Annotated in this window: 17 protein-coding genes; 16 read left to right on the top strand and 1 reads right to left on the bottom strand. The window is 67.2% G+C overall.

The window, feature by feature from the left end:
• Positions 1 to 458: 458 nt before the first annotated feature.
• A complete protein-coding gene (locus GXW76_RS04025; protein ID WP_211860702.1) occupies positions 459 to 1,298 on the bottom strand; it encodes a protein-methionine-sulfoxide reductase heme-binding subunit MsrQ in 840 nt (279 codons plus the stop codon).
• Between the two features lie 218 nt (positions 1,299 to 1,516).
• Here GXW76_RS04025 and rplK point away from each other — a divergent pair, with 218 nt between their 5' ends.
• The 16 genes from rplK (at position 1,517) to rplV (ending at position 18,612) form a co-directional block, all read left to right on the top strand.
• On the top strand, positions 1,517 to 1,951 hold the full coding sequence (rplK, locus tag GXW76_RS04030) for a 50S ribosomal protein L11 (protein WP_211860703.1): 435 nt from the start codon (positions 1,517 to 1,519) through the stop codon (positions 1,949 to 1,951).
• A 4-nt stretch (positions 1,952 to 1,955) separates the two neighbouring features.
• Positions 1,956 to 2,657, top strand: coding sequence for a 50S ribosomal protein L1 (gene rplA / locus GXW76_RS04035; RefSeq protein ID WP_211860704.1), 702 nt, complete (start codon positions 1,956 to 1,958; stop codon positions 2,655 to 2,657).
• A gap of 286 nt (positions 2,658 to 2,943) precedes the next feature.
• Positions 2,944 to 3,468 carry a 50S ribosomal protein L10 gene (gene rplJ / locus GXW76_RS04040; RefSeq protein WP_211860705.1) on the top strand — a complete coding sequence of 175 codons (525 nt, stop codon included), beginning with the start codon at positions 2,944 to 2,946 and terminating at the stop codon, positions 3,466 to 3,468.
• 112 nt (positions 3,469 to 3,580) lie between these two features.
• Positions 3,581 to 3,961 (top strand): 50S ribosomal protein L7/L12, encoded by a 381-nt coding sequence (rplL, locus tag GXW76_RS04045; RefSeq protein WP_211860706.1) that lies wholly within the window; start codon positions 3,581 to 3,583, stop codon positions 3,959 to 3,961.
• 191 nt (positions 3,962 to 4,152) lie between these two features.
• Positions 4,153 to 8,337 carry a DNA-directed RNA polymerase subunit beta gene (gene rpoB, locus GXW76_RS04050; RefSeq protein WP_211860707.1) on the top strand — a complete coding sequence of 1,395 codons (4,185 nt, stop codon included), beginning with the start codon at positions 4,153 to 4,155 and terminating at the stop codon, positions 8,335 to 8,337.
• 79 nt (positions 8,338 to 8,416) lie between these two features.
• On the top strand, positions 8,417 to 12,676 hold the full coding sequence (gene rpoC, locus GXW76_RS04055) for a DNA-directed RNA polymerase subunit beta' (protein WP_211860708.1): 4,260 nt from the start codon (positions 8,417 to 8,419) through the stop codon (positions 12,674 to 12,676).
• Between the two features lie 326 nt (positions 12,677 to 13,002).
• Positions 13,003 to 13,374 carry a 30S ribosomal protein S12 gene (rpsL, locus tag GXW76_RS04060; RefSeq protein ID WP_137127375.1) on the top strand — a complete coding sequence of 124 codons (372 nt, stop codon included), beginning with the start codon at positions 13,003 to 13,005 and terminating at the stop codon, positions 13,372 to 13,374.
• 11 nt (positions 13,375 to 13,385) lie between these two features.
• A complete protein-coding gene (gene rpsG, locus GXW76_RS04065) occupies positions 13,386 to 13,862 on the top strand; it encodes a 30S ribosomal protein S7 (protein ID WP_211846695.1) in 477 nt (158 codons plus the stop codon).
• Between the two features lie 24 nt (positions 13,863 to 13,886).
• The gene (tuf, locus tag GXW76_RS04070; RefSeq protein ID WP_211860697.1) at positions 13,887 to 15,074 is read left to right on the top strand and encodes an elongation factor Tu; all 1,188 of its coding nucleotides are present in this window, start codon (positions 13,887 to 13,889) and stop codon (positions 15,072 to 15,074) included.
• Positions 15,075 to 15,097: 23 nt separating this feature from the next.
• The gene (gene rpsJ / locus GXW76_RS04075; protein ID WP_137127378.1) at positions 15,098 to 15,406 is read left to right on the top strand and encodes a 30S ribosomal protein S10; all 309 of its coding nucleotides are present in this window, start codon (positions 15,098 to 15,100) and stop codon (positions 15,404 to 15,406) included.
• A 28-nt stretch (positions 15,407 to 15,434) separates the two neighbouring features.
• Positions 15,435 to 16,121, top strand: coding sequence for a 50S ribosomal protein L3 (gene rplC, locus GXW76_RS04080; protein WP_211860709.1), 687 nt, complete (start codon positions 15,435 to 15,437; stop codon positions 16,119 to 16,121).
• A gap of 11 nt (positions 16,122 to 16,132) precedes the next feature.
• Positions 16,133 to 16,753 carry a 50S ribosomal protein L4 gene (gene rplD / locus GXW76_RS04085; protein WP_211860710.1) on the top strand — a complete coding sequence of 207 codons (621 nt, stop codon included), beginning with the start codon at positions 16,133 to 16,135 and terminating at the stop codon, positions 16,751 to 16,753.
• A 32-nt stretch (positions 16,754 to 16,785) separates the two neighbouring features.
• Positions 16,786 to 17,082 carry a 50S ribosomal protein L23 gene (locus GXW76_RS04090; protein ID WP_211860751.1) on the top strand — a complete coding sequence of 99 codons (297 nt, stop codon included), beginning with the start codon at positions 16,786 to 16,788 and terminating at the stop codon, positions 17,080 to 17,082.
• A 3-nt stretch (positions 17,083 to 17,085) separates the two neighbouring features.
• Positions 17,086 to 17,922 (top strand): 50S ribosomal protein L2, encoded by an 837-nt coding sequence (rplB, locus tag GXW76_RS04095; RefSeq protein WP_211860711.1) that lies wholly within the window; start codon positions 17,086 to 17,088, stop codon positions 17,920 to 17,922.
• A gap of 5 nt (positions 17,923 to 17,927) precedes the next feature.
• Positions 17,928 to 18,206, top strand: a complete 279-nt coding sequence (rpsS, locus tag GXW76_RS04100; RefSeq protein ID WP_198370885.1) for a 30S ribosomal protein S19 — start codon at positions 17,928 to 17,930, stop codon at positions 18,204 to 18,206.
• A 4-nt stretch (positions 18,207 to 18,210) separates the two neighbouring features.
• Positions 18,211 to 18,612, top strand: coding sequence for a 50S ribosomal protein L22 (rplV, locus tag GXW76_RS04105; protein ID WP_211860712.1), 402 nt, complete (start codon positions 18,211 to 18,213; stop codon positions 18,610 to 18,612).

The raw sequence follows: 18,612 nt of genomic DNA on the forward strand, positions 1-18,612 counted from the left end.
CAGCCGGAGATCGGTGCGGCCGGGGAAGAGGGTGCTCGGCGCCGGGGCGGATGGAAAGCCCGTCGCCTCGATGCCGAAGCGCCGCCACTGTTCCGTTCCAGGCCGCAGTCAGGGAGGCCTTGAGGGTCGTCGCGAAGCGGTCGCCCTCGACGCGGTAGCGGCCGGTGCTGGCGAGCATGGATCTGTGCAGCGCGGCGCGCTCCGCCTCGCTCTCGCCGGGCGCGCGGTCCTCGGCGGCGGTCAACGCCATGGTGCGGCCCTCCAGCGTCAGGATCAGCCAGCGTTCGGGCCGCGCTCCGAAGATCTCCCGCGGAACGCTGTTCGCAATGACCTCCCGGGAGTCCGACCTCCAGGCTCCGACAAGAGGATGGGACGCCACGGCCACCTCCTCCCCGCCGGCGCGTTCCAGCGGGTGGCGGGCCAAGTGCGCCACCGCCGCCGGCCCGTCGTCAAGCGCCTCATGCCGGCGCGGCGCGGCGTGACCGGCGGCGATGCATGCGCGGGACCGCCCGCAGCGCCATCGCCGCCAGCCCCGCGACCAGCACCCAGACCGCCGGCCGTGGCCCGAACTCGATGACCAGATTGGCCTCCAGCACCCGCCAAGGGTCGATACCGGTGGCAAGCCCGTACCAGGTGAACTCGATCCCGGCGGTGGCGACGCCCGCCCCCAAGGCGAGCCCGAACATCCTCGGCAGCGAGGGCGCTCCGCCTTCCGGCGCGCCCGCCCGGTATCCCATCAGCCATGCATAGAGGCCGGCCATCAGCATCGGCTCGGTCACATCCGCCTTGGACTGCAAGGTGAAATGGACCAGCGCCAGCGCCCCGATCGGGTAGGCCAGCCGGTGCAGTCTTCGCCAGCCAGCCCCGCCCATCCATCGCACCGCGCCGTCGGTGGATGTGACGGCTAGGGCCGACAGCCCGATCAGCGCCACGAAGCCGATCGTCAGGTAGATGCGACGGAGGATCTCGCTCGCAACCCTGGCCCAGTCGAAGGCGAGGTCGCCGGCGTAGAGCACCAGGTGCAACGCCGCATACGCGAAGCAGGCGACCCCGATCATCCGCCGCAGCTCGGCGATCCGCGCCTGGCGCAGCACCTGCCGCGCGGGGGTCACCGCGAGGGAGAGCAGCAGGAAGCGGATCGCCCAGGTGCCGCTTTCATGCGTCGCCGCCTGCCACGGCTTTGGCCCGAGCGCCGCCTGCCAGGCCTCGGCCGCGAGCAGAAGGGCAGGGACGAACAGCCCCGCGAAGACCAGGGCCTTGAGCGGCGAGAAGGCGCCGGAACGGTCGCGCCAGGGCATGCGTGCGGGATCTCCTGCTTTCCTCCTATACGTCGGGACGGCAGCGGCGGTTAGCACCCGCGAATGGCACTGGACTCATCCACCGTCCCGGGCTAGATGCCCGACCTCGCCGACCGACCGGGGGCTCTTTCCCCGGCCTTCGGCGTTTCAGGGAACGCGGGAGACCCTTCGGGGTCGCATGGACCGCGGGCCTCTGACAGCAACAGAGGACTGCCACAGTGGCGAAGAAGATCGCAGGCTACATCAAGCTGCAGATCCCGGCCGGCAAGGCGAACCCGTCGCCGCCCGTCGGGCCCGCGCTCGGTCAGCGCGGCCTGAACATCATGCAGTTCGTGAAGGAATTCAACGCGGCGACGCAGCAGATCGAGCCGGGCACGCCGACGCCCGTCGTGATCACGGCGTACACGGACCGCACCTTCTCCTTCATCACCAAGACGCCGCCGAACACCTACTTCCTGCTCAAGGCCGCGAAGCTCGAGAAGGGCTCCACCGCGCCGGGCAAGGGTGCGTCCGTCGGCCGTGTGACCAAGTCCCAGCTGGTCGAGATCGCGAAGACCAAGATGGTGCACATGAACGCGAACGACGTGGACGCGGCCGTGCGGATGCTCGCGGGCTCCGCGCGCTCCATGGGTCTCACCGTGGTGGAGGGCTGATCCCATGGCCAAGCAGGGCAAGCGCCTGAAGGCGATCTATTCCGCGTTCGACCGCGAGAAGGCCTATGCGCTGGAGGAGGCCGTGAAGCTCGCCAAGTCCAACGCCAAGGCGAAGTTCGACGAGACGATCGAGATCTCGATGAACCTCGGCATCGACCCGCGCCACGCCGACCAGATGGTCCGCGGCGTGGTCGGCCTGCCGCACGGCACCGGCAAGACGGTCCGCGTGGGCGTCTTCGCCCGCGGCCCGAAGGCCGAGGAAGCGAAGGCCGCCGGCGCCGACGTGGTCGGTGCGGACGACCTCGCCGCGCTGGTGCAGGAAGGCAAGATCGAGTTCGATCGCTGCATCGCGACCCCGGACATGATGGCCCTGGTGGGGCGCCTCGGTAAGGTTCTCGGCCCGCGTGGCCTGATGCCGAACCCGAAGCTCGGCACCGTGACCATGGACGTGAAGGGCGCCGTGACGGCGGCAAAGGCCGGCCAGGTCGAGTTCCGTGCCGAGAAGGCGGGCATCATCCATGCCGGCATCGGCAAGGCCTCCTTCGGCGAGGACGCGCTGCTGGCCAATGCCCGCGCCTTCGTGGACGCGATCCAGCGCGCGAAGCCGACGGGCGCCAAGGGGACCTACGTGAAGAAGGTCGCCGTGTCCTCGACGATGGGCCCCGGCGTCCGCGTGGACGTCGCCAGCCTCTCGGCGACGGCCTGACGAGATACGCCTGCCCTTCGGGGCGGGCGGGCAGGGCGGGGCTCCGGTCCCGCCCGAACCTGTCGGAGACCTCCTGCGGCCCTTCGGGGCCTTGATTCGGCGGAAGCCGGGCAGGGGAGAGACGGGGTGCCGAACCTTTGACGACCCCGGGATCCGTCCCGGGGCGGCTTGGCTAGGTGTTCCGGCCTGACAGGCGAACCGGGGTGTGCGGCGTTTGCGCCGGGCGCCCCCGTGTGAACCGGCCGGTGCCCTTCCACAAGGCCCCGGCCACCGACGGAGACGTGGAGTGGACCGTACGGAGAAGCGTGAGTTCGTCGCCTCCCTCGCGGCCGTCTTCGCAGAGACCTCCTTCGTGCTCGTGGCCCAGAACAAGGGTCTCACGGTCACGGATGTGAGCGAACTGCGTCGCCGGATGCGCGCGGCGGGCGCGACGTACAAGGTCGCGAAGAACCGCCTGGCCACCCTCGCCCTCGAAGGCACCCGTTTCGACGGCGTCAAGCCGCTGCTGAAGGGTCCGACGGCCATTGCATGGTCGACGGATCCCGTGGCGGTGGCGAAGACCGCGGTCGAGTTCGCCAGGACGAACGACAAGTTCGTGGTCCTGGGCGGCGCGCTCGGTACCCAGACGCTCAGCGCCGAAGGCGTGAAGGCTCTGGCCGAGCTGCCGTCCCTGGAGACGCTGCGTGCGCAGTTGCTGGGTCTCATCCAGACCCCGGCGACGCGCATCGCGGGCATCCTCCAGGCCCCTGGTGGGCAGGTGGCGCGGGTCCTTTCGGCTTACGCCAAGAAGGACGAGGCCCAGGCGGCCTGAGGGCCGCAGGAACCGTCCCCCGAAACCGGTTCGCCTCATGGTTGAGGCGTAAATCGGCGGCGGGGGAGTTGCACAACCGATGTCAAGCCATTAGATCGAGGAGCATTCAGACATGGCCGATCTCGCGAAGCTGGTGGACGAGCTGTCGTCCCTGACCGTTCTGGAGGCCGCCGAGCTCTCCAAGATGCTCGAGGAGAAGTGGGGCGTTTCCGCCGCGGCGCCGGTCGCCGTTGCGGCGGCGCCGGCTGCTGGCGCGGCTGCCGCCCCGGCCGCCGAGGCCCAGACCGAGTTCACCGTGATCCTTGCCGCTTCCGGCGACAAGAAGATCAACGTGATCAAGGAGATCCGCACCATCACCGGCCTCGGCCTCAAGGAAGCCAAGGACCTGGTCGAGGGCGCCCCGAAGACCGTCAAGGAAGGCGTGTCCAAGGACGAGGCGGACAAGATCAAGAAGGTGCTGGAAGACAACGGCGCCAAGGTCGAGATCAAGTGATCTCGCCCTCCGTCCCCGTCCGGCGACGGGCGGGGATGGGGGAAAAAGTTGAATCGGGTGCGGGTGGGGTTGCCGGAAGGGTCCGGTAACGCCGCCCGTTCCTGCGTTCCGCCGGTCCGGGGGTCGGTGGTTCGGTAGGTTCCCAGCTGGCCGGGAAGTACGGGCCGGGGATGAAGGGAAGCAGGACAGGCATGAACGCTATCACGAAGTCGTTCACGGGGCGCAAGCGGATCCGCAAGAGCTTCGGGCGTCTCCCCGAAGTGGCGCCGATGCCGAACCTCATCGACGTGCAGCGGGCTTCCTACGAGGCCTTCCTGCAGATGGAGGTGAGCCCGGACAGCCGGTTCCATGCCGGGCTGCAGGAGGTGTTCAAATCCGTTTTCCCGATCGACGATTTCGCCGGGCGTGGCCGCCTGGAGTTCGTGCAATACGAGCTCGAAGAGCCGAAGTATGACGTCGAGGAATGCATCCAGCGCGGGCTGACCTTCGCCGCGCCGCTGAAGGTGCGCCTGCGCCTGATCGTGTGGGACGTGGATGAGGACACCGGGTCCCGCTCCGTCCGCGATATCAAGGAGCAGGACGTCTACATGGGCGACATGCCGCTCATGACAGACAACGGCACCTTCATCATCAACGGCACCGAGCGCGTCATCGTCTCGCAGATGCACCGCTCCCCGGGCGTGTTCTTCGACCACGACAAGGGCAAGACCCACTCGTCCGGCAAGTACCTGTTTGCCGCGCGCGTCATCCCCTATCGCGGTTCCTGGCTCGACTTCGAGTTCGACGCCAAGGATATCTGCTACGTCCGCATCGACCGGAAGCGTAAGCTGCCGACGACGACGCTGCTGCTCGCGCTCGATTCCCAGCGGACCGAGGGGCTGCGCGCGCAGGCCGCCGCCGAAGGCCGCGACCTCGACCCGAACGAGATCCGCGGCATGGACGCCGAGGAGATCCTCAACTCCTTCTATGGCCAGGTCGCGTTCAGCCGCGGCCCCAAGGGCTGGAGCCGCCCCTTCGACCCCGAGGCCTTCCGCGGCGTGAAGCTCGTGGAGCCGCTGGTCGACGCCAAGACCGGCCTGGTGGTGGCCGAGAAGGACGCCAAGCTGACCCCGCGCACCGCGCGCAAGATCGCCGAGGCCGGCACGACCGAGGTGCTGGTCGGCCGCGCCGACCTGCTCGGGCGCTTCGTCGCCGAGGACCTGGTCGACCTGCAGACCGGCGAGATCTGGGCCGAGGCCGGCGACGAGCTGACCGAACCGCGCCTCGCCGCCATCGAGCAGGCCGGCCTGGATCACCTGCCGACGCTGGCCGTCGACCAGTCCGTCGGCCCCTGGATGCGCAACACGCTCTCGGTGGACAAGAACACCAACCGTGACGAAGCGCTGATGGACATCTACCGGGTCATGCGCCCGGGTGAGCCGCCGACGCCCGAAACCGCGGAAGCCCTGTTCAAGGGCCTGTTCTTCGACGCCGAGCGCTACGACCTCTCCGCCGTCGGCCGCGTGAAGATGAACATGCGCCTCGGCTTCTCGACCGAGGAAGTGCCCGATCACATCCGCACGCTGCGCAAGCAGGACATCGTCGCCACGCTGCGCGTGCTGCTCGACCTGAAGGACGGGCGCGGCCAGATCGACGACATCGACAACCTCGGCAATCGCCGTGTGCGTTCGGTCGGCGAACTGATGGAGAACCAGTACCGCGTCGGCCTGCTGCGCATGGAGCGCGCGATCAAGGAGCGCATGGGGTCGGTCGATATCGACACCGTCATGCCGCATGACCTGATCAACGCGAAGCCGGCCGCCGCCGCGGTGCGCGAGTTCTTCGGGTCGTCCCAGCTGTCGCAGTTCATGGACCAGACCAATCCGCTGTCGGAGGTGACGCACAAGCGTCGTCTCTCGGCGCTTGGCCCGGGCGGCCTGACGCGCGAGCGCGCCGGCTTCGAGGTGCGCGACGTGCACCCGACGCATTATGGCCGCATCTGCCCGATCGAGACGCCGGAAGGGCCGAACATCGGCCTGATCAACTCGCTCGCGACCTTCGCGAAGGTGAACAAGTACGGCTTCATCGAGACGCCGTATCGCCTCGTGAAGGATGGCAAGATCGTCGGCGACCCGCGCTACCTCTCCGCGATGGAAGAGGAGCGGCTGGTCGTCGCGCAGGCCGACGCGAACGTGGATGACGACGGGTCCTTCAAGGATGAGCTCGTTTCCGTGCGCCAGGGCGGCGACTTCCGCCTGGTGAAGCCGGAAGAAGTGACGGCGATCGACGTTTCCCCGAAGCAGCTCGTCTCCGTCGCCGCGGCGCTGATCCCGTTCCTCGAGAACGACGACGCCAACCGCGCGCTGATGGGTTCGAACATGCAGCGTCAGGCGGTGCCGCTGATCCGTGCCGATGCCCCGCTCGTGGGCACCGGCATGGAAGCTGCGGTGGCGCGTGACTCGGGCGCGACCATCGTCGCCAAGCGCGACGGCGTGATCGACAGCATCGACGGCGCGCGCATCGTGGTGCGTGCGACGGGCGATGACGGCACGACCCGTGGCGTCGACATCTACCGGCTGCGCAAGTTCATGCGCTCCAACCAGTCGACCTGCATCAACCAGCGTCCGCTGGTGAAGGTGGGAGACAGGATGCAGGCCGGCGACATCATCGCCGACGGCCCGTCGACGGAACTGGGTGAACTCGCCCTCGGCCGGAACGTGCTCGTCGCGTTCATGCCGTGGAACGGCTACAACTTCGAGGACTCGATCCTCATCAGCGAGCGCATCGCGAAGGACGACGTCTTCACCTCGATCCACATCGAGGAGTTCGAGGTGATGGCCCGCGACACCAAGCTGGGCCAGGAGGAGATCACCCGCGACATCCCGAATGTCGGTGAGGAGGCGCTGCGGAACCTCGACGAGGCCGGCATCGTCTACATCGGCGCCGAGGTGCAGCCGGGCGACATCCTGGTCGGCAAGGTGACGCCGAAGGGCGAAAGCCCGATGACGCCGGAGGAGAAGCTTCTTCGCGCCATCTTCGGCGAGAAGGCTTCCGACGTCCGCGACACCTCGCTGAAGCTGCCGCCGGGCGTGGCCGGCACCGTCGTGGACGTTCGCGTCTTCTCCCGCCGCGGCGTGGACAAGGACGAGCGCGCGATGGCGATCGAGCGCGCCGAGATCGAGCGGCTGGCCAAGGACCGCGACGACGAGAAGGCGATCCAGGAGCGTTCCTTCTACAGCCGGCTGCGCGAGCGCATGCTGAACAAGAAGGCTTCCGGCGGCTTCAAGGGCGTGAAGTCCGGCACGGTCATCACCGACGAGGTGCTGGACCAGTTCGCGAAGGCGACCTGGCGCCAGATCGGCGTGGCCGATGACGCTTCGATGGCCGAGATCGAGGCGCTGAAGCGCGAATTCGACGCCGCGGTCGAGAAGCTGCAGAAGCGCTTCGAGTCCAAGGTCGAGAAGCTGCAGCGTGGCGATGAGCTGCCGCCCGGCGTGATGAAGATGGTCAAGGTCTTCGTCGCGGTGAAGCGCAAGCTGCAGCCGGGCGACAAGATGGCCGGCCGGCACGGCAACAAGGGTGTCGTTTCCCGCGTGGTGCCGATCGAGGACATGCCGTTCCTCGAGGATGGCAGCCATGTGGACCTGGTGCTGAACCCGCTGGGCGTGCCGTCGCGCATGAACGTCGGGCAGATCCTCGAGACGCATCTCGGCTGGGCCTGCGCGAGCCTCGGCAAGCAGGTCGGCGAGATGGTGGAGGAATACCGCCATCGCGGCGCCCGCCGCACGGACCTCGAGACGAAGCTCAAGGATGTCTACGGCGAGGAGATCTTCGCCCGCGACATCGCGCCGATGAGTGACGAGCAACTCGTCGAACTGGGCGAGAACCTGCGCAAGGGCATCCCCATCGCGACGCCGGTCTTCGACGGTGCACGCATGGCGGATATCGAGGGCATGCTGACCAAGGCTGGCCTCGATACCTCCGGCCAAGTGTGGCTGCATGACGGCCGCACCGGCGAGAAGTTCGAGCGCAAGGTGACGGTTGGCTACATCTACATGCTGAAGCTGCACCACCTGGTCGACGACAAGATCCACGCGCGATCGATCGGCCCCTACTCGCTCGTTACCCAGCAGCCGCTGGGCGGCAAGGCGCAGTTCGGTGGCCAGCGCTTCGGCGAAATGGAGGTGTGGGCGCTCGAAGCCTATGGCGCGGCCTACACGCTGCAGGAGATGCTGACGGTCAAGTCGGACGACGTCTCTGGCCGCACCAAGGTCTACGAGGCCATCGTCCGGGACCAGGACAACTTCGAGGCCGGCATTCCGGAATCCTTCAACGTGCTGGTGAAGGAACTGAAGTCGCTGGGCCTCAACGTCGATCTGGAGAACCGCCCGGCGTGATGCGCCGGCGCTCCGCCTCTTTCGTAACGCTCAGCCGCCGCGGGCATTCCGCGGCGGCGGCCTCATCCACGAGGACCGCATGAACGAGCTGATGAAGATCCTGGGCCAGACCGGCCAGGCGATGACCTTCGACCAGATCAAGATCACGATCGCTTCCCCCGAGCAGATCCGGTCCTGGTCCTATGGCGAGATCAAGAAGCCCGAGACCATCAACTACCGCACCTTCAAGCCGGAGCGGGACGGGCTGTTCTGCGCGCGCATCTTCGGTCCGATCAAGGACTACGAGTGCCTGTGCGGCAAGTACAAGCGGATGAAGTTCCGCGGAATCATCTGCGAGAAGTGCGGCGTCGAGGTGACGCTGGCCAAGGTGCGCCGCGAGCGCATGGGCCATATCGAGCTCGCCTCTCCGGTCGCGCACATCTGGTTCCTGAAGTCGCTGCCCTCGCGCGTTGGCCTGATGGTCGACATGTCGCTGAAGGAGCTGGAGAAGGTCCTGTACTTCGAGAACTACGTGGTTCTCGAACCCGGCCTGACCGACTTGAAGCTCCATCAGCTGCTGAACGAGGACCAGTACCAGCAGAAGATGGACGAGTTCGGCGAGGACGCCTTCTCGGTCGGCATCGGCGCGGAAGCCGTGAAGCAGATGCTCGGCGGCAACGACCTGCAGGCCGAGGCCGTGAAGCTGCGTGGCGAGCTGAAGGAGACGACCTCCGAGGCGAAGCGCAAGAAGCTCGTGAAGCGCCTGAAGCTGATCGAGTCCTTCGCTGAATCGGGTGCGCATCCGCAGTGGATGATCCTCGATGTCGTGCCGGTGATCCCGCCCGAGCTGCGCCCGCTGGTGCCGCTGGACGGCGGCCGCTTCGCGACTTCGGACCTGAACGACCTCTATCGTCGCGTCATCAACCGCAACAACCGCCTGAAGCGGCTGATCGAGCTCCGCGCGCCCGACATCATCGTGCGCAACGAGAAGCGCATGCTGCAGGAAGCGGTTGACGCGCTGTTCGACAACGGCCGCCGCGGCCGCGCCATCACGGGTGCCAACAAGCGCCCGCTGAAGTCGCTGTCCGACATGCTGAAGGGCAAGCAGGGCCGGTTCCGCCAGAACCTGCTCGGCAAGCGCGTGGACTATTCGGGCCGTTCGGTGATCGTCGTCGGGCCGGAGCTGAAGCTCCACCAGTGCGGCCTGCCGAAGAAGATGGCGCTCGAGCTGTTCAAGCCGTTCATCTACAGCAAGCTCGAGAAGTACGGCCACGCCACCACCATCAAGGCCGCGAAGCGGATGGTGGAGAAGGAGCGTCCCGAGGTGTGGGACATCCTCGAGGAGGTGATCCGCGAGCACCCGGTCATGCTGAACCGGGCGCCGACGCTGCACCGACTCGGCATCCAGGCCTTCGAGCCCGTGCTGATCGAAGGCAAGGCGATCCAGCTGCACCCTCTGGTCTGCACCGCCTTCAACGCGGATTTCGACGGCGACCAGATGGCCGTGCACGTCCCGCTGAGCCTCGAGGCCCAGCTGGAGGCGCGCGTGCTGATGATGTCGACCAACAACATCCTCAGCCCCGCGAACGGCAAGCCCATCATCGTGCCGTCGCAGGACATCGTCCTCGGCCTCTACTACCTGAGCCTGGAGACGCCGGAATTCCGCGCGGCGACGGAGCAGGTCGAGCGTTACAAGGCGCTGATCGCCGGTGCGGCGGGCAAGGCCGAATCGGCGCTGACCGCCGATGACCGCACGGCTCTCGCATGGCGCCCGCAGATCTATGCAGGCCTCGGCGAGGTCGAGCAGGCGATCGAGAGCGGCACCATCACGCTGCACAGCCTCATCCACTCGCGCCGGCAGGCGATGAAGGCGGATGGCAGTGTGGCGAGCGAGACGGTCGTGACCACTGCCGGCCGCATGATGATCGGCGCGCTGCTGCCGCTGCATCCGAACCTGCCCTTCGCCCTCGTCAACCGGATGCTGACGAAGAAGAACGTCTCCGACGTGATCGACGCGGTGTATCGCCACTGCGGCCAGAAGGAGAGCGTGATCTTCGCCGACCGGCTGATGGGCCTCGGCTTCCGCCAGGCGGCGAAGGCCGGGATTTCCTTCGGCAAGGACGACATGGTGGTCCCCGACACCAAGACCGCCCTGATCGCCAAGACGAAGGACGAGGTGAAGGAGTTCGAGCAGCAGTATCTCGACGGCCTCATCACCGCCGGCGAGCGTTACAACAAGGTGGTCGACGCCTGGTCGCGCTGCACCGACGAAGTCGCCGGCGCGATGATGAAGGAGATCCAGAAGCAGGAAGTCGGCCGGCCGACCAACTCCGTCTGGATGATGTCGCATTCCGGTGCGCGTGGTTCGCCCGCGCAGATGCGTCAGCTTGCCGGCATGCGCGGCCTGATGGCCAAGCCGAGCGGCGAGATCATCGAGCAGCCGATCATCGCGAACTTCAAGGAAGGCCTCTCGGTTCTCGAGTACTTCAACTCCACCCACGGCGCCCGCAAGGGCCTCGCGGACACGGCGCTGAAGACCGCGAACTCGGGCTACCTGACGCGTCGTCTCGTCGACGTGGCGCAGGACTGCATCATCGTCGAACAGGATTGCGGCACCGAGCGCGGCCTGACCGTGGGTGCGGCGATGGACGGGGCGGAGGTCGTCTCCTCCCTGTCCGAGCGCATCCTGGGCCGCACGGCGCAGGAGAATGTGCTCGATCCGGCGACGGGCGAGGCAATCGTCTCGCGTAACGACCTGATCGACGAGGTCGGGGCGGAGCGCATCGAGAAGGCCGGCGTGGAGCAGGTGAAGATCCGCTCCGTGCTGACCTGCGACGCCCGCCAAGGCGTCTGCGGCCGCTGCTATGGCCGTGACCTCGCGCGCGGCACCCCGGTCAACATCGGCGAAGCGGTGGGCGTCATCGCCGCGCAGTCGATCGGCGAGCCGGGCACGCAGCTGACGATGCGCACCTTCCACATCGGCGGCGCGGCGCAGCGTGGCGCCGAGCAGTCGGCGGTGGAGGCCTCGGGCGACGGCACCATCAAGGTGCTGAACCGCGTGGTGGTGGCGAACAGCCAGAACCAGCCGATCGTGATGTCGCGTAACTGCGAGATCGTGCTGGTCGATGCGCAGGGCCGCGAGCGCGCGCGCCAGCGCGTGCCCTACGGTGCTCGCCTGCTGGCCGAGGACGGGATGCAGGTTACGCGCGGTCTGAAGCTGGCCGAGTGGGACCCGTTCACCCTGCCGATCATCACCGAGAAGCTCGGCCGGGTGGAGTTCGCCGACCTCATCGAGAACGTCACGCTGGTCGACCGGCAGGACGAGGTCACCGGCCTCTCCTTCAAGGAGGTGGTCGAGTACAAGGCCCCCGGCAAAGCGGCCGACCTGCGCCCGCGCCTGATCCTGCGCGACGAGAAGAACAACGTCGTGAAGCGCGACAACGGGACCGAGGCCATCTACTTCCTCACCCCCGGCACGATTCTCTCGATCGACAACGGGGCGCAGGTCGCCGCCGGCGACGTGCTGGCCCGCCTGCCGCGTGAATCCTCGAAGACCCGCGACATCACCGGCGGTCTGCCGCGAGTCGCGGAACTGTTCGAGGCGCGGCGCCCGAAGGACCACGCGATCATCAGCGAGATCGACGGGCGCGTGGAGTTCGGCAAGGACTACAAGGCGAAGCGTCGCATCCTGGTGGTGCCGGAGCAGGTGGGCGACGAGACCCCGGTCGCGCGCGAATACCTGGTGCCCAAGGGCAAGCACGTCTCGGTGCAGGAAGGCGACTACGTGAAGCGCGGCGACCCGCTGGTCGACGGGCCGCGCGTGCCGCACGACATCCTGCGCGTCCTTGGCGTCGAGAAGCTGGCCGACTACCTCGTTGAGCAGATCCAGGAGGTCTATCGACTCCAGGGCGTGAAGATCAACGACAAGCACATCGAGGTCATCGTCCGGCAGATGCTGCAGAAGGTGGAGGTCACCGATCCGGGCGACACCACCTACCTGATCGGCGAGCAGGTCGACCGCATCGAGTTCGAGATCGAGAACGAGAAGCGGGTCGAGGCCAAGGAACGCCCCGCGGTCGCCGAGCCGGTGCTGCAGGGCATCACCAAGGCCTCGTTGCAGACGACCTCGTTCATCTCCGCCGCCTCCTTCCAGGAGACGACCAGGGTGCTCACGGAGGCCGCCACGGCGGGCAAGGTGGACTACCTGGCCGGCCTCAAGGAGAACGTGATCGTCGGGCGCCTGATCCCGGCGGGCACGGGCTCGGTGATGAACCGCCTGCGGGCGCTGGCGGCCCAGCGCGACCGTGGCCGCCTGCCGGCCGCCGCCCCAGCCCTGCCGGAGCCGCACGCGGCCGAGTAAGGCGCAGTCTGCGCAAGCGCTTGGGGGCCGGTCTTCTCACAGGGGCCGGCCCCTTTTCGTTGCGGGTCACGCTTTCCGAGGAATCGGGGCTTGATCCGCTTGACTCATTCAGGGGGGCCGCGTAGATAGCGGCCCCTCGGCAGGGCTCCGGAGACGGAGCCGTGTCAGGTTTTGGTCCAAATCGCTGCGCCGCCGGCGCCGCCCCGCAAATGGGGGCTGAGGCCGGTAGCAGGACGGACGCCCGGAGGGCGCGCTTACGCGTGCCGTACCGGGTCTTGCTGTTTGGCAGGGCAGCGATGCGGACGGGATGGTTACGAAGGGGCGTCATGCCGACGATCAACCAGCTCATCGCCAAGGGGCGTGAGACGAAGCCGGCCCGGAACAAGGTTCCGGCACTGAAGGGCAGCCCGCAGAAGCGTGGCGTCTGCACGCGCGTCTACACGACCACGCCGAAGAAGCCGAACTCGGCTCTTCGTAAGGTCGCCAAGGTGCGCCTGACGAACGGCTTCGAGGTAGTGAGCTACATCCCGGGCGAAGGCCACAACCTTCAGGAGCACTCGGTTGTCCTCATCCGCGGTGGCCGCGTGAAGGACCTTCCGGGTGTCCGCTACCACATCCTGCGCGGCGTGCTCGATACCCAGGGCATCGCCAAGCGTCGCCAGCGCCGCTCGCTCTACGGCGCGAAGCGTCCGAAGTGAGGATCTGAGAGATGTCCCGTCGTCACCGCGCAGAAAAGCGCGAGGTCCTGCCCGATCCGAAGTTCGGCGACGTCGTGCTGAGCCGTTTCATGAACGTGCTCATGTATGACGGCAAGAAGAGCACGGCCGAGCACATCGTCTATGCCGCCATGGACACGCTGAAGAAGCGTGGCGGGCCGAACAGCGATCCGCTGCGCCTGTTCCATGAGGCGATGGACAACGTGAAGCCGGCCGTTGAGGTCCGCAGCCGCCGCGTCGGCGGCGCGACCTACCAGGTGCCGGTCGAGGTCCGCCCGGAGCGGCGCCAGGCGCTGGCGATCCGCTGGCTGATCGAGTCCGCCCGCAAGCGCGGCGAGCACACGATGGAAGAGCGCCTCTCCGGCGAGCTGATGGACGCGGCGAACAACCGCGGCTCGGCCGTCAAGAAGCGCGAAGATACGCACCGGATGGCAGAGGCCAACAAGGCCTTCAGCCACTACCGCTGGTAAGAACCCCGATCGGGAAGCACGGACATGGCGAAGGCGAAATTCGAGCGGACGAAGCCGCACTGCAACATTGGCACGATCGGGCACGTGGACCATGGCAAGACGTCGCTGACGGCGGCGATCACGAAGGTGCTTGCCAAGGCTGGTGGTGCGACGTTCACGGCGTATGACCAGATTGACCGTGCGCCGGAGGAGAAGGCGCGCGGGATCACGATCTCGACGTCGCATGTGGAATACGAGACGCCGAACCGGCACTACGCGCACGTGGACTGCCCGGGCCACGCCGACTACGTGAAGAACATGATCACGGGTGCGGCGCAGATGGACGGCGCGATCCTGGTGGTGTCGGCGGCCGACGGCCCGATGCCGCAGACGCGCGAGCACATCCTGCTGGCGCGCCAGGTTGGCGTCCCGGCGCTGGTGGTGTTCCTGAACAAGTGCGACATGGCGGACCCCGACCTGCTCGAGCTGGTCGAGATGGAAGTGCGCGAGCTGCTGAGCAGCTACCAGTTCCCGGGCGACGACATTCCGATCATCAAGGGCTCGGCGCTGTGCGCGCTGGAGGACCGTGAGCCGGAACTGGGCGAGCAGGCGGTGCTGAAGCTGATGGAGGCGGTGGACGCCTACATTCCGCAGCCTGCGCGCGAGGTGGACAAGCCGTTCCTGATGCCGGTCGAGGACGTGTTCTCGATTTCGGGTCGCGGCACGGTGGTGACGGGTCGCGTTGAGCGCGGGATCGTCAAGGTGGGCGAGGAAGTCGAGATCGTTGGGCTGAAGCCGACGGTGAAGACGACGGTCACGGGCGTCGAGATGTTCCGCAAGCTGCTGGACCAGGGCCAGGCGGGCGACAACATCGGTGCGCTGCTGCGCGGCACGAAGCGAGAGGATGTGGAGCGTGGCCAGGTTCTGGCGGCTCCGGGTTCGATCACGCCGCACACGAAGTTCAAGGCGGAAGCGTATGTGCTGACGAAGGAGGAGGGTGGCCGTCATACGCCGTTCTTCACGAACTATCGTCCGCAGTTCTACTTCCGCACGACGGATGTCACGGGCGTTGTCTCGCTGCCGGAAGGCGTCGAGATGGTGATGCCGGGCGACAACGTGTCGATGGACGTCGAGTTGATCGCGCCGATCGCGATGGACGAGGGGCTGCGCTTCGCGATCCGCGAGGGCGGCCGCACCGTCGGCGCCGGCGTCGTCGCGAAGATCGTGGCGTAACGGTAGGAACTCGGGTCCCCACAATGGACAACCAGAACATCCGCATCCGCCTCAAGGCGTTCGATCACCGCGTGCTGGATGGCAGCACGCGGGAGATCGTGAACACCGCGAAGCGGACGGGCGCGCGTGTGCGGGGGCCGATTCCCCTGCCGACGCATATCGAGCGGTTCACCGTGAACCGCTCCCCGCACGTGGACAAGAAGTCGCGCGAGCAGTTTGAGATCCGGACACATCGCCGGCTGCTCGATATCGTCGATCCCACCCCGCAGACCGTGGACGCGCTGATGAAGCTCGACCTCGCCGCGGGCGTGGATGTCGAGATCAAGATCTAAGATCTTAAGGCCAGAGGGAAATAGAGCCATGGCCGCGAAGACGGGCCGCACCGGCCTGATCGCGAAAAAGCTGGGAATGTCCCGGCTGTTCAACGAGGACGGTTCCACCGTTCCCGTGACGCTGTTGCATGTGGACAATGTCCGCGTGGTCGCGAAGCGCACCGTCGAGAAGGATGGCTACGAAGCCATCCAGCTCGGCATCGGTGCTGCGAAGCCCAAGAACGTCTCCAAGGCGAACAAGGGTCACTTCGCGAAGGCCGGTGTGGAAGCGCCGAAGAAGGTGGTGGAGTTCCGGGTCGGCGCCGATGCGTCGCTCGAGCCCGGCGCCGTCCTCTCGCCCGCGCATTTCGTGAAGGGCCAGAAGGTCGACGTCACGGGCGTGACGGTCGGCAAGGGCTTTGCGGGTCCGATGAAGCGCTGGAACTTCGCCGGACTCGAGGCGACGCACGGCGTGTCCGTCAGCCACCGCTCGCACGGTTCGACCGGGCAGCGGCAGGATCCGGGCAGGACCTTCAAGAACAAGAAGATGGCCGGCCATCTCGGCGTCGAGCGTGTGACCACCCAGAACCTGGAAGTGGCCGGCGTGGACGCGGAGAAGGGCCTGCTGCTGATCAAGGGCGCCGTGCCTGGTTCCAAGGGCGGCTACGTGATGATCCGCGACGCAGAGAAGCGCGCGCGTCATGCGGATGCGCCCTTCCCGGCAGCCGTGGCCTGAGCGAGGCGAAGATGCAGATTTCCGTCATCACCCTCGACAACGCCCCGGCTGGCGAGATCGAGCTGCCCGTCGAGGTGTTCGGCGCCGCCCCGCGCGCCGACATCATGGCGCGCGTCGTTCACTGGCAGCTCGCGAAGCGTCGGGCCGGCACGCACAAGACCAAGGGCATGGGCGAGGTCTCCGGGACCACGAAGAAGCCCTATCGCCAGAAGGGCACCGGCAATGCCCGCCAGGGCTCGCTGCGCGCTCCGCAGTACCGCAAGGGCGGCGTGGTGCACGGCCCGGTCGTGCGCGACCATGGCTACAGCCTGAACAAGAAGGTGCGTCGCCTCGGCCTGATCTCGGCGCTGAGCCAGAAGGCCGCGGAAGGCAAGCTCGTGGTGCTCGACACTGCGGCGCTGGCGGCCGATGCCAAGACCGGCCAGGTCGCGGCGAAGCTGAAGGCGCTTGGCTGGAAGAGCGCGCTGGTGGTGGACGCTGCGGCGGACGAGAACTTCGCCCGCGTCGTGCGCAACCTGCCGAAGGTGCAGGTGCTTCCGACCATCGGCGCCAATGTGTACGACATCCTCAACCACGACGTGCTCGCGGTGACGCGCGCCGGCGTGGAGGCGCTGAAGGAGCGGCTGGCATGAGCGAGACGCCGGCGAAGCCGAAGCGCCCGGTGATCGGGCGCGAGCGGATGTACCAGACCATCCTCTCGCCTCTCGTGACCGAGAAGGCGACGCTGAACAGCGAGCGCGGTCAGGTGACCTTCAAGGTCGCCCCGGACGCGACGAAGCCGCAGATCAAGGCTGCGGTGGAAGGCCTGTTCGGCGTCAAGGTCCTCACGGTCAACACGATCGTGGTGAAGGGCAAGGCCAAGCGGTTCAAAAACCGTCCCGGTCAACGCCCTGATTGGAAGAAGGCAATGGTGCGCCTGGCCGAAGGCCAGAGCATCGACCTCACGACGGGGCTCGCGTAAGCCATGGCTCTGAAGAATTTCAACCCGGTCACGCCTTCGCTGCGCGGCACGATCCTCATCGATCGTTCCGAACTGTGGAAGGGTGCCCCGGTGAAGGGTCTGACCGAGGGCAAGCATTCCTCGGGCGGGCGCAACCAGCACGGCCGCATCACCGTCCGCTTCCGTGGCGGCGGACATAAGCGCGCCTATCGTCTCGTGGACTTCAAGCGTCGCGCGAAGTTCGGCGTGCCGGGCGTCATCGAGCGCCTCGAGTACGATCCGAACCGCACGGCGTTCATCGCGCTGGTGAAGTACCAGGATGGGGAGCTTTCCTACATCCTGGCGCCGCAGCGCCTGAAGGCCGGCGACGCGGTGATCGCGAGCGAGAAGGCCGACATCAAGCCGGGCAACGCCATGCCGATGGCGGCGATCCCGGTCGGCACGATCATCCACAACATCGAGCTGAAGGCGGGTGCGGGCGGCAAGCTCGCGCGCTCCGCCGGCACCTTCGCGCAGCTGGTCGGCAAGGACCAGGGCTACGCCCAGGTGAAGCTCATGTCGGGCGAGCTGCGGCTGATCCGTTCGGAGTGCATGGCGTCGATCGGCGCCGTGTCCAACCCGGACAACAGCAACCAGGAACTGGGCAAGGCCGGTCGCAGCCGGTGGCTCGGCAGGAAGCCGCATCAGCGCGGCGTGGTGATGAACCCGGTTGACCATCCGCATGGCGGTGGTGAAGGCCGTACCTCGGGTGGCCGGCATCCGGTCACCCCGTGGGGCAAGCCCACGAAGGGTGCGAAGACCCGTAACAACAAGCGGACCGACGGGCTCATTGTCCGCCGCCGCAACGCGACGAAGGGCTGACGCAGATGTCGCGCAGTGTTTGGAAGGGGCCGTTCGTCGACGGCTACCTGCTCAACAAGGCGGAGGCCGCACGGGCTTCGACGCGCAACGAGATCATCAAGATCTGGTCGCGCCGCAGCACGATCCTGCCGCAGTTCGTCGGCCTGACCTTCGGCGTCTACAACGGCAAGAAGTTTCTGCCGGTGCAGGTGACGGAGAACATGGTGGGCCACAAGTTCGGCGAGTTCTCGCCGACGCGCACCTTCACCGGCCATGCGGCCGACAAGAAGGCGAAGCGGGGCTGATCCGATGAGCAAGCCGAAGCATCCCCGGGGTCTCGAGGACACCGAGGCGCAGGCGGTGACGTGGAATATCCGCGTCTCCCCGCGCAAGCTGAACCTGGTTGCCGCGATGATCCGCGGCAAGCCGGCGCAGGACGCGGTCGCGCAGCTGACCTTCAGCAAGCGCCGCATCGCCGTGACGGTGAAGAAGACGCTCGAGTCCGCGATCGCGAACGCCGAGAACAACCACAGCCTCGACGTCGACCGCCTGGTCGTCTCGAAGGCCGAGGTTGGCCGCGCGATGGTGATGAAGCGCTTCCACGCGCGTGGTCGCGGTCGCGCGTCCACTGTCGAGAAGTGGTTCAGCCACCTCAAGATCGTGGTGGCGGAGCAGCAGCTGGCCGCCACGGCCGAGCAGGAGGCCGCGTAA

The organism is Neoroseomonas soli, from assembly GCF_018129065.1.
GTDB classification, from domain to species: domain Bacteria; phylum Pseudomonadota; class Alphaproteobacteria; order Acetobacterales; family Acetobacteraceae; genus Neoroseomonas; species Neoroseomonas soli.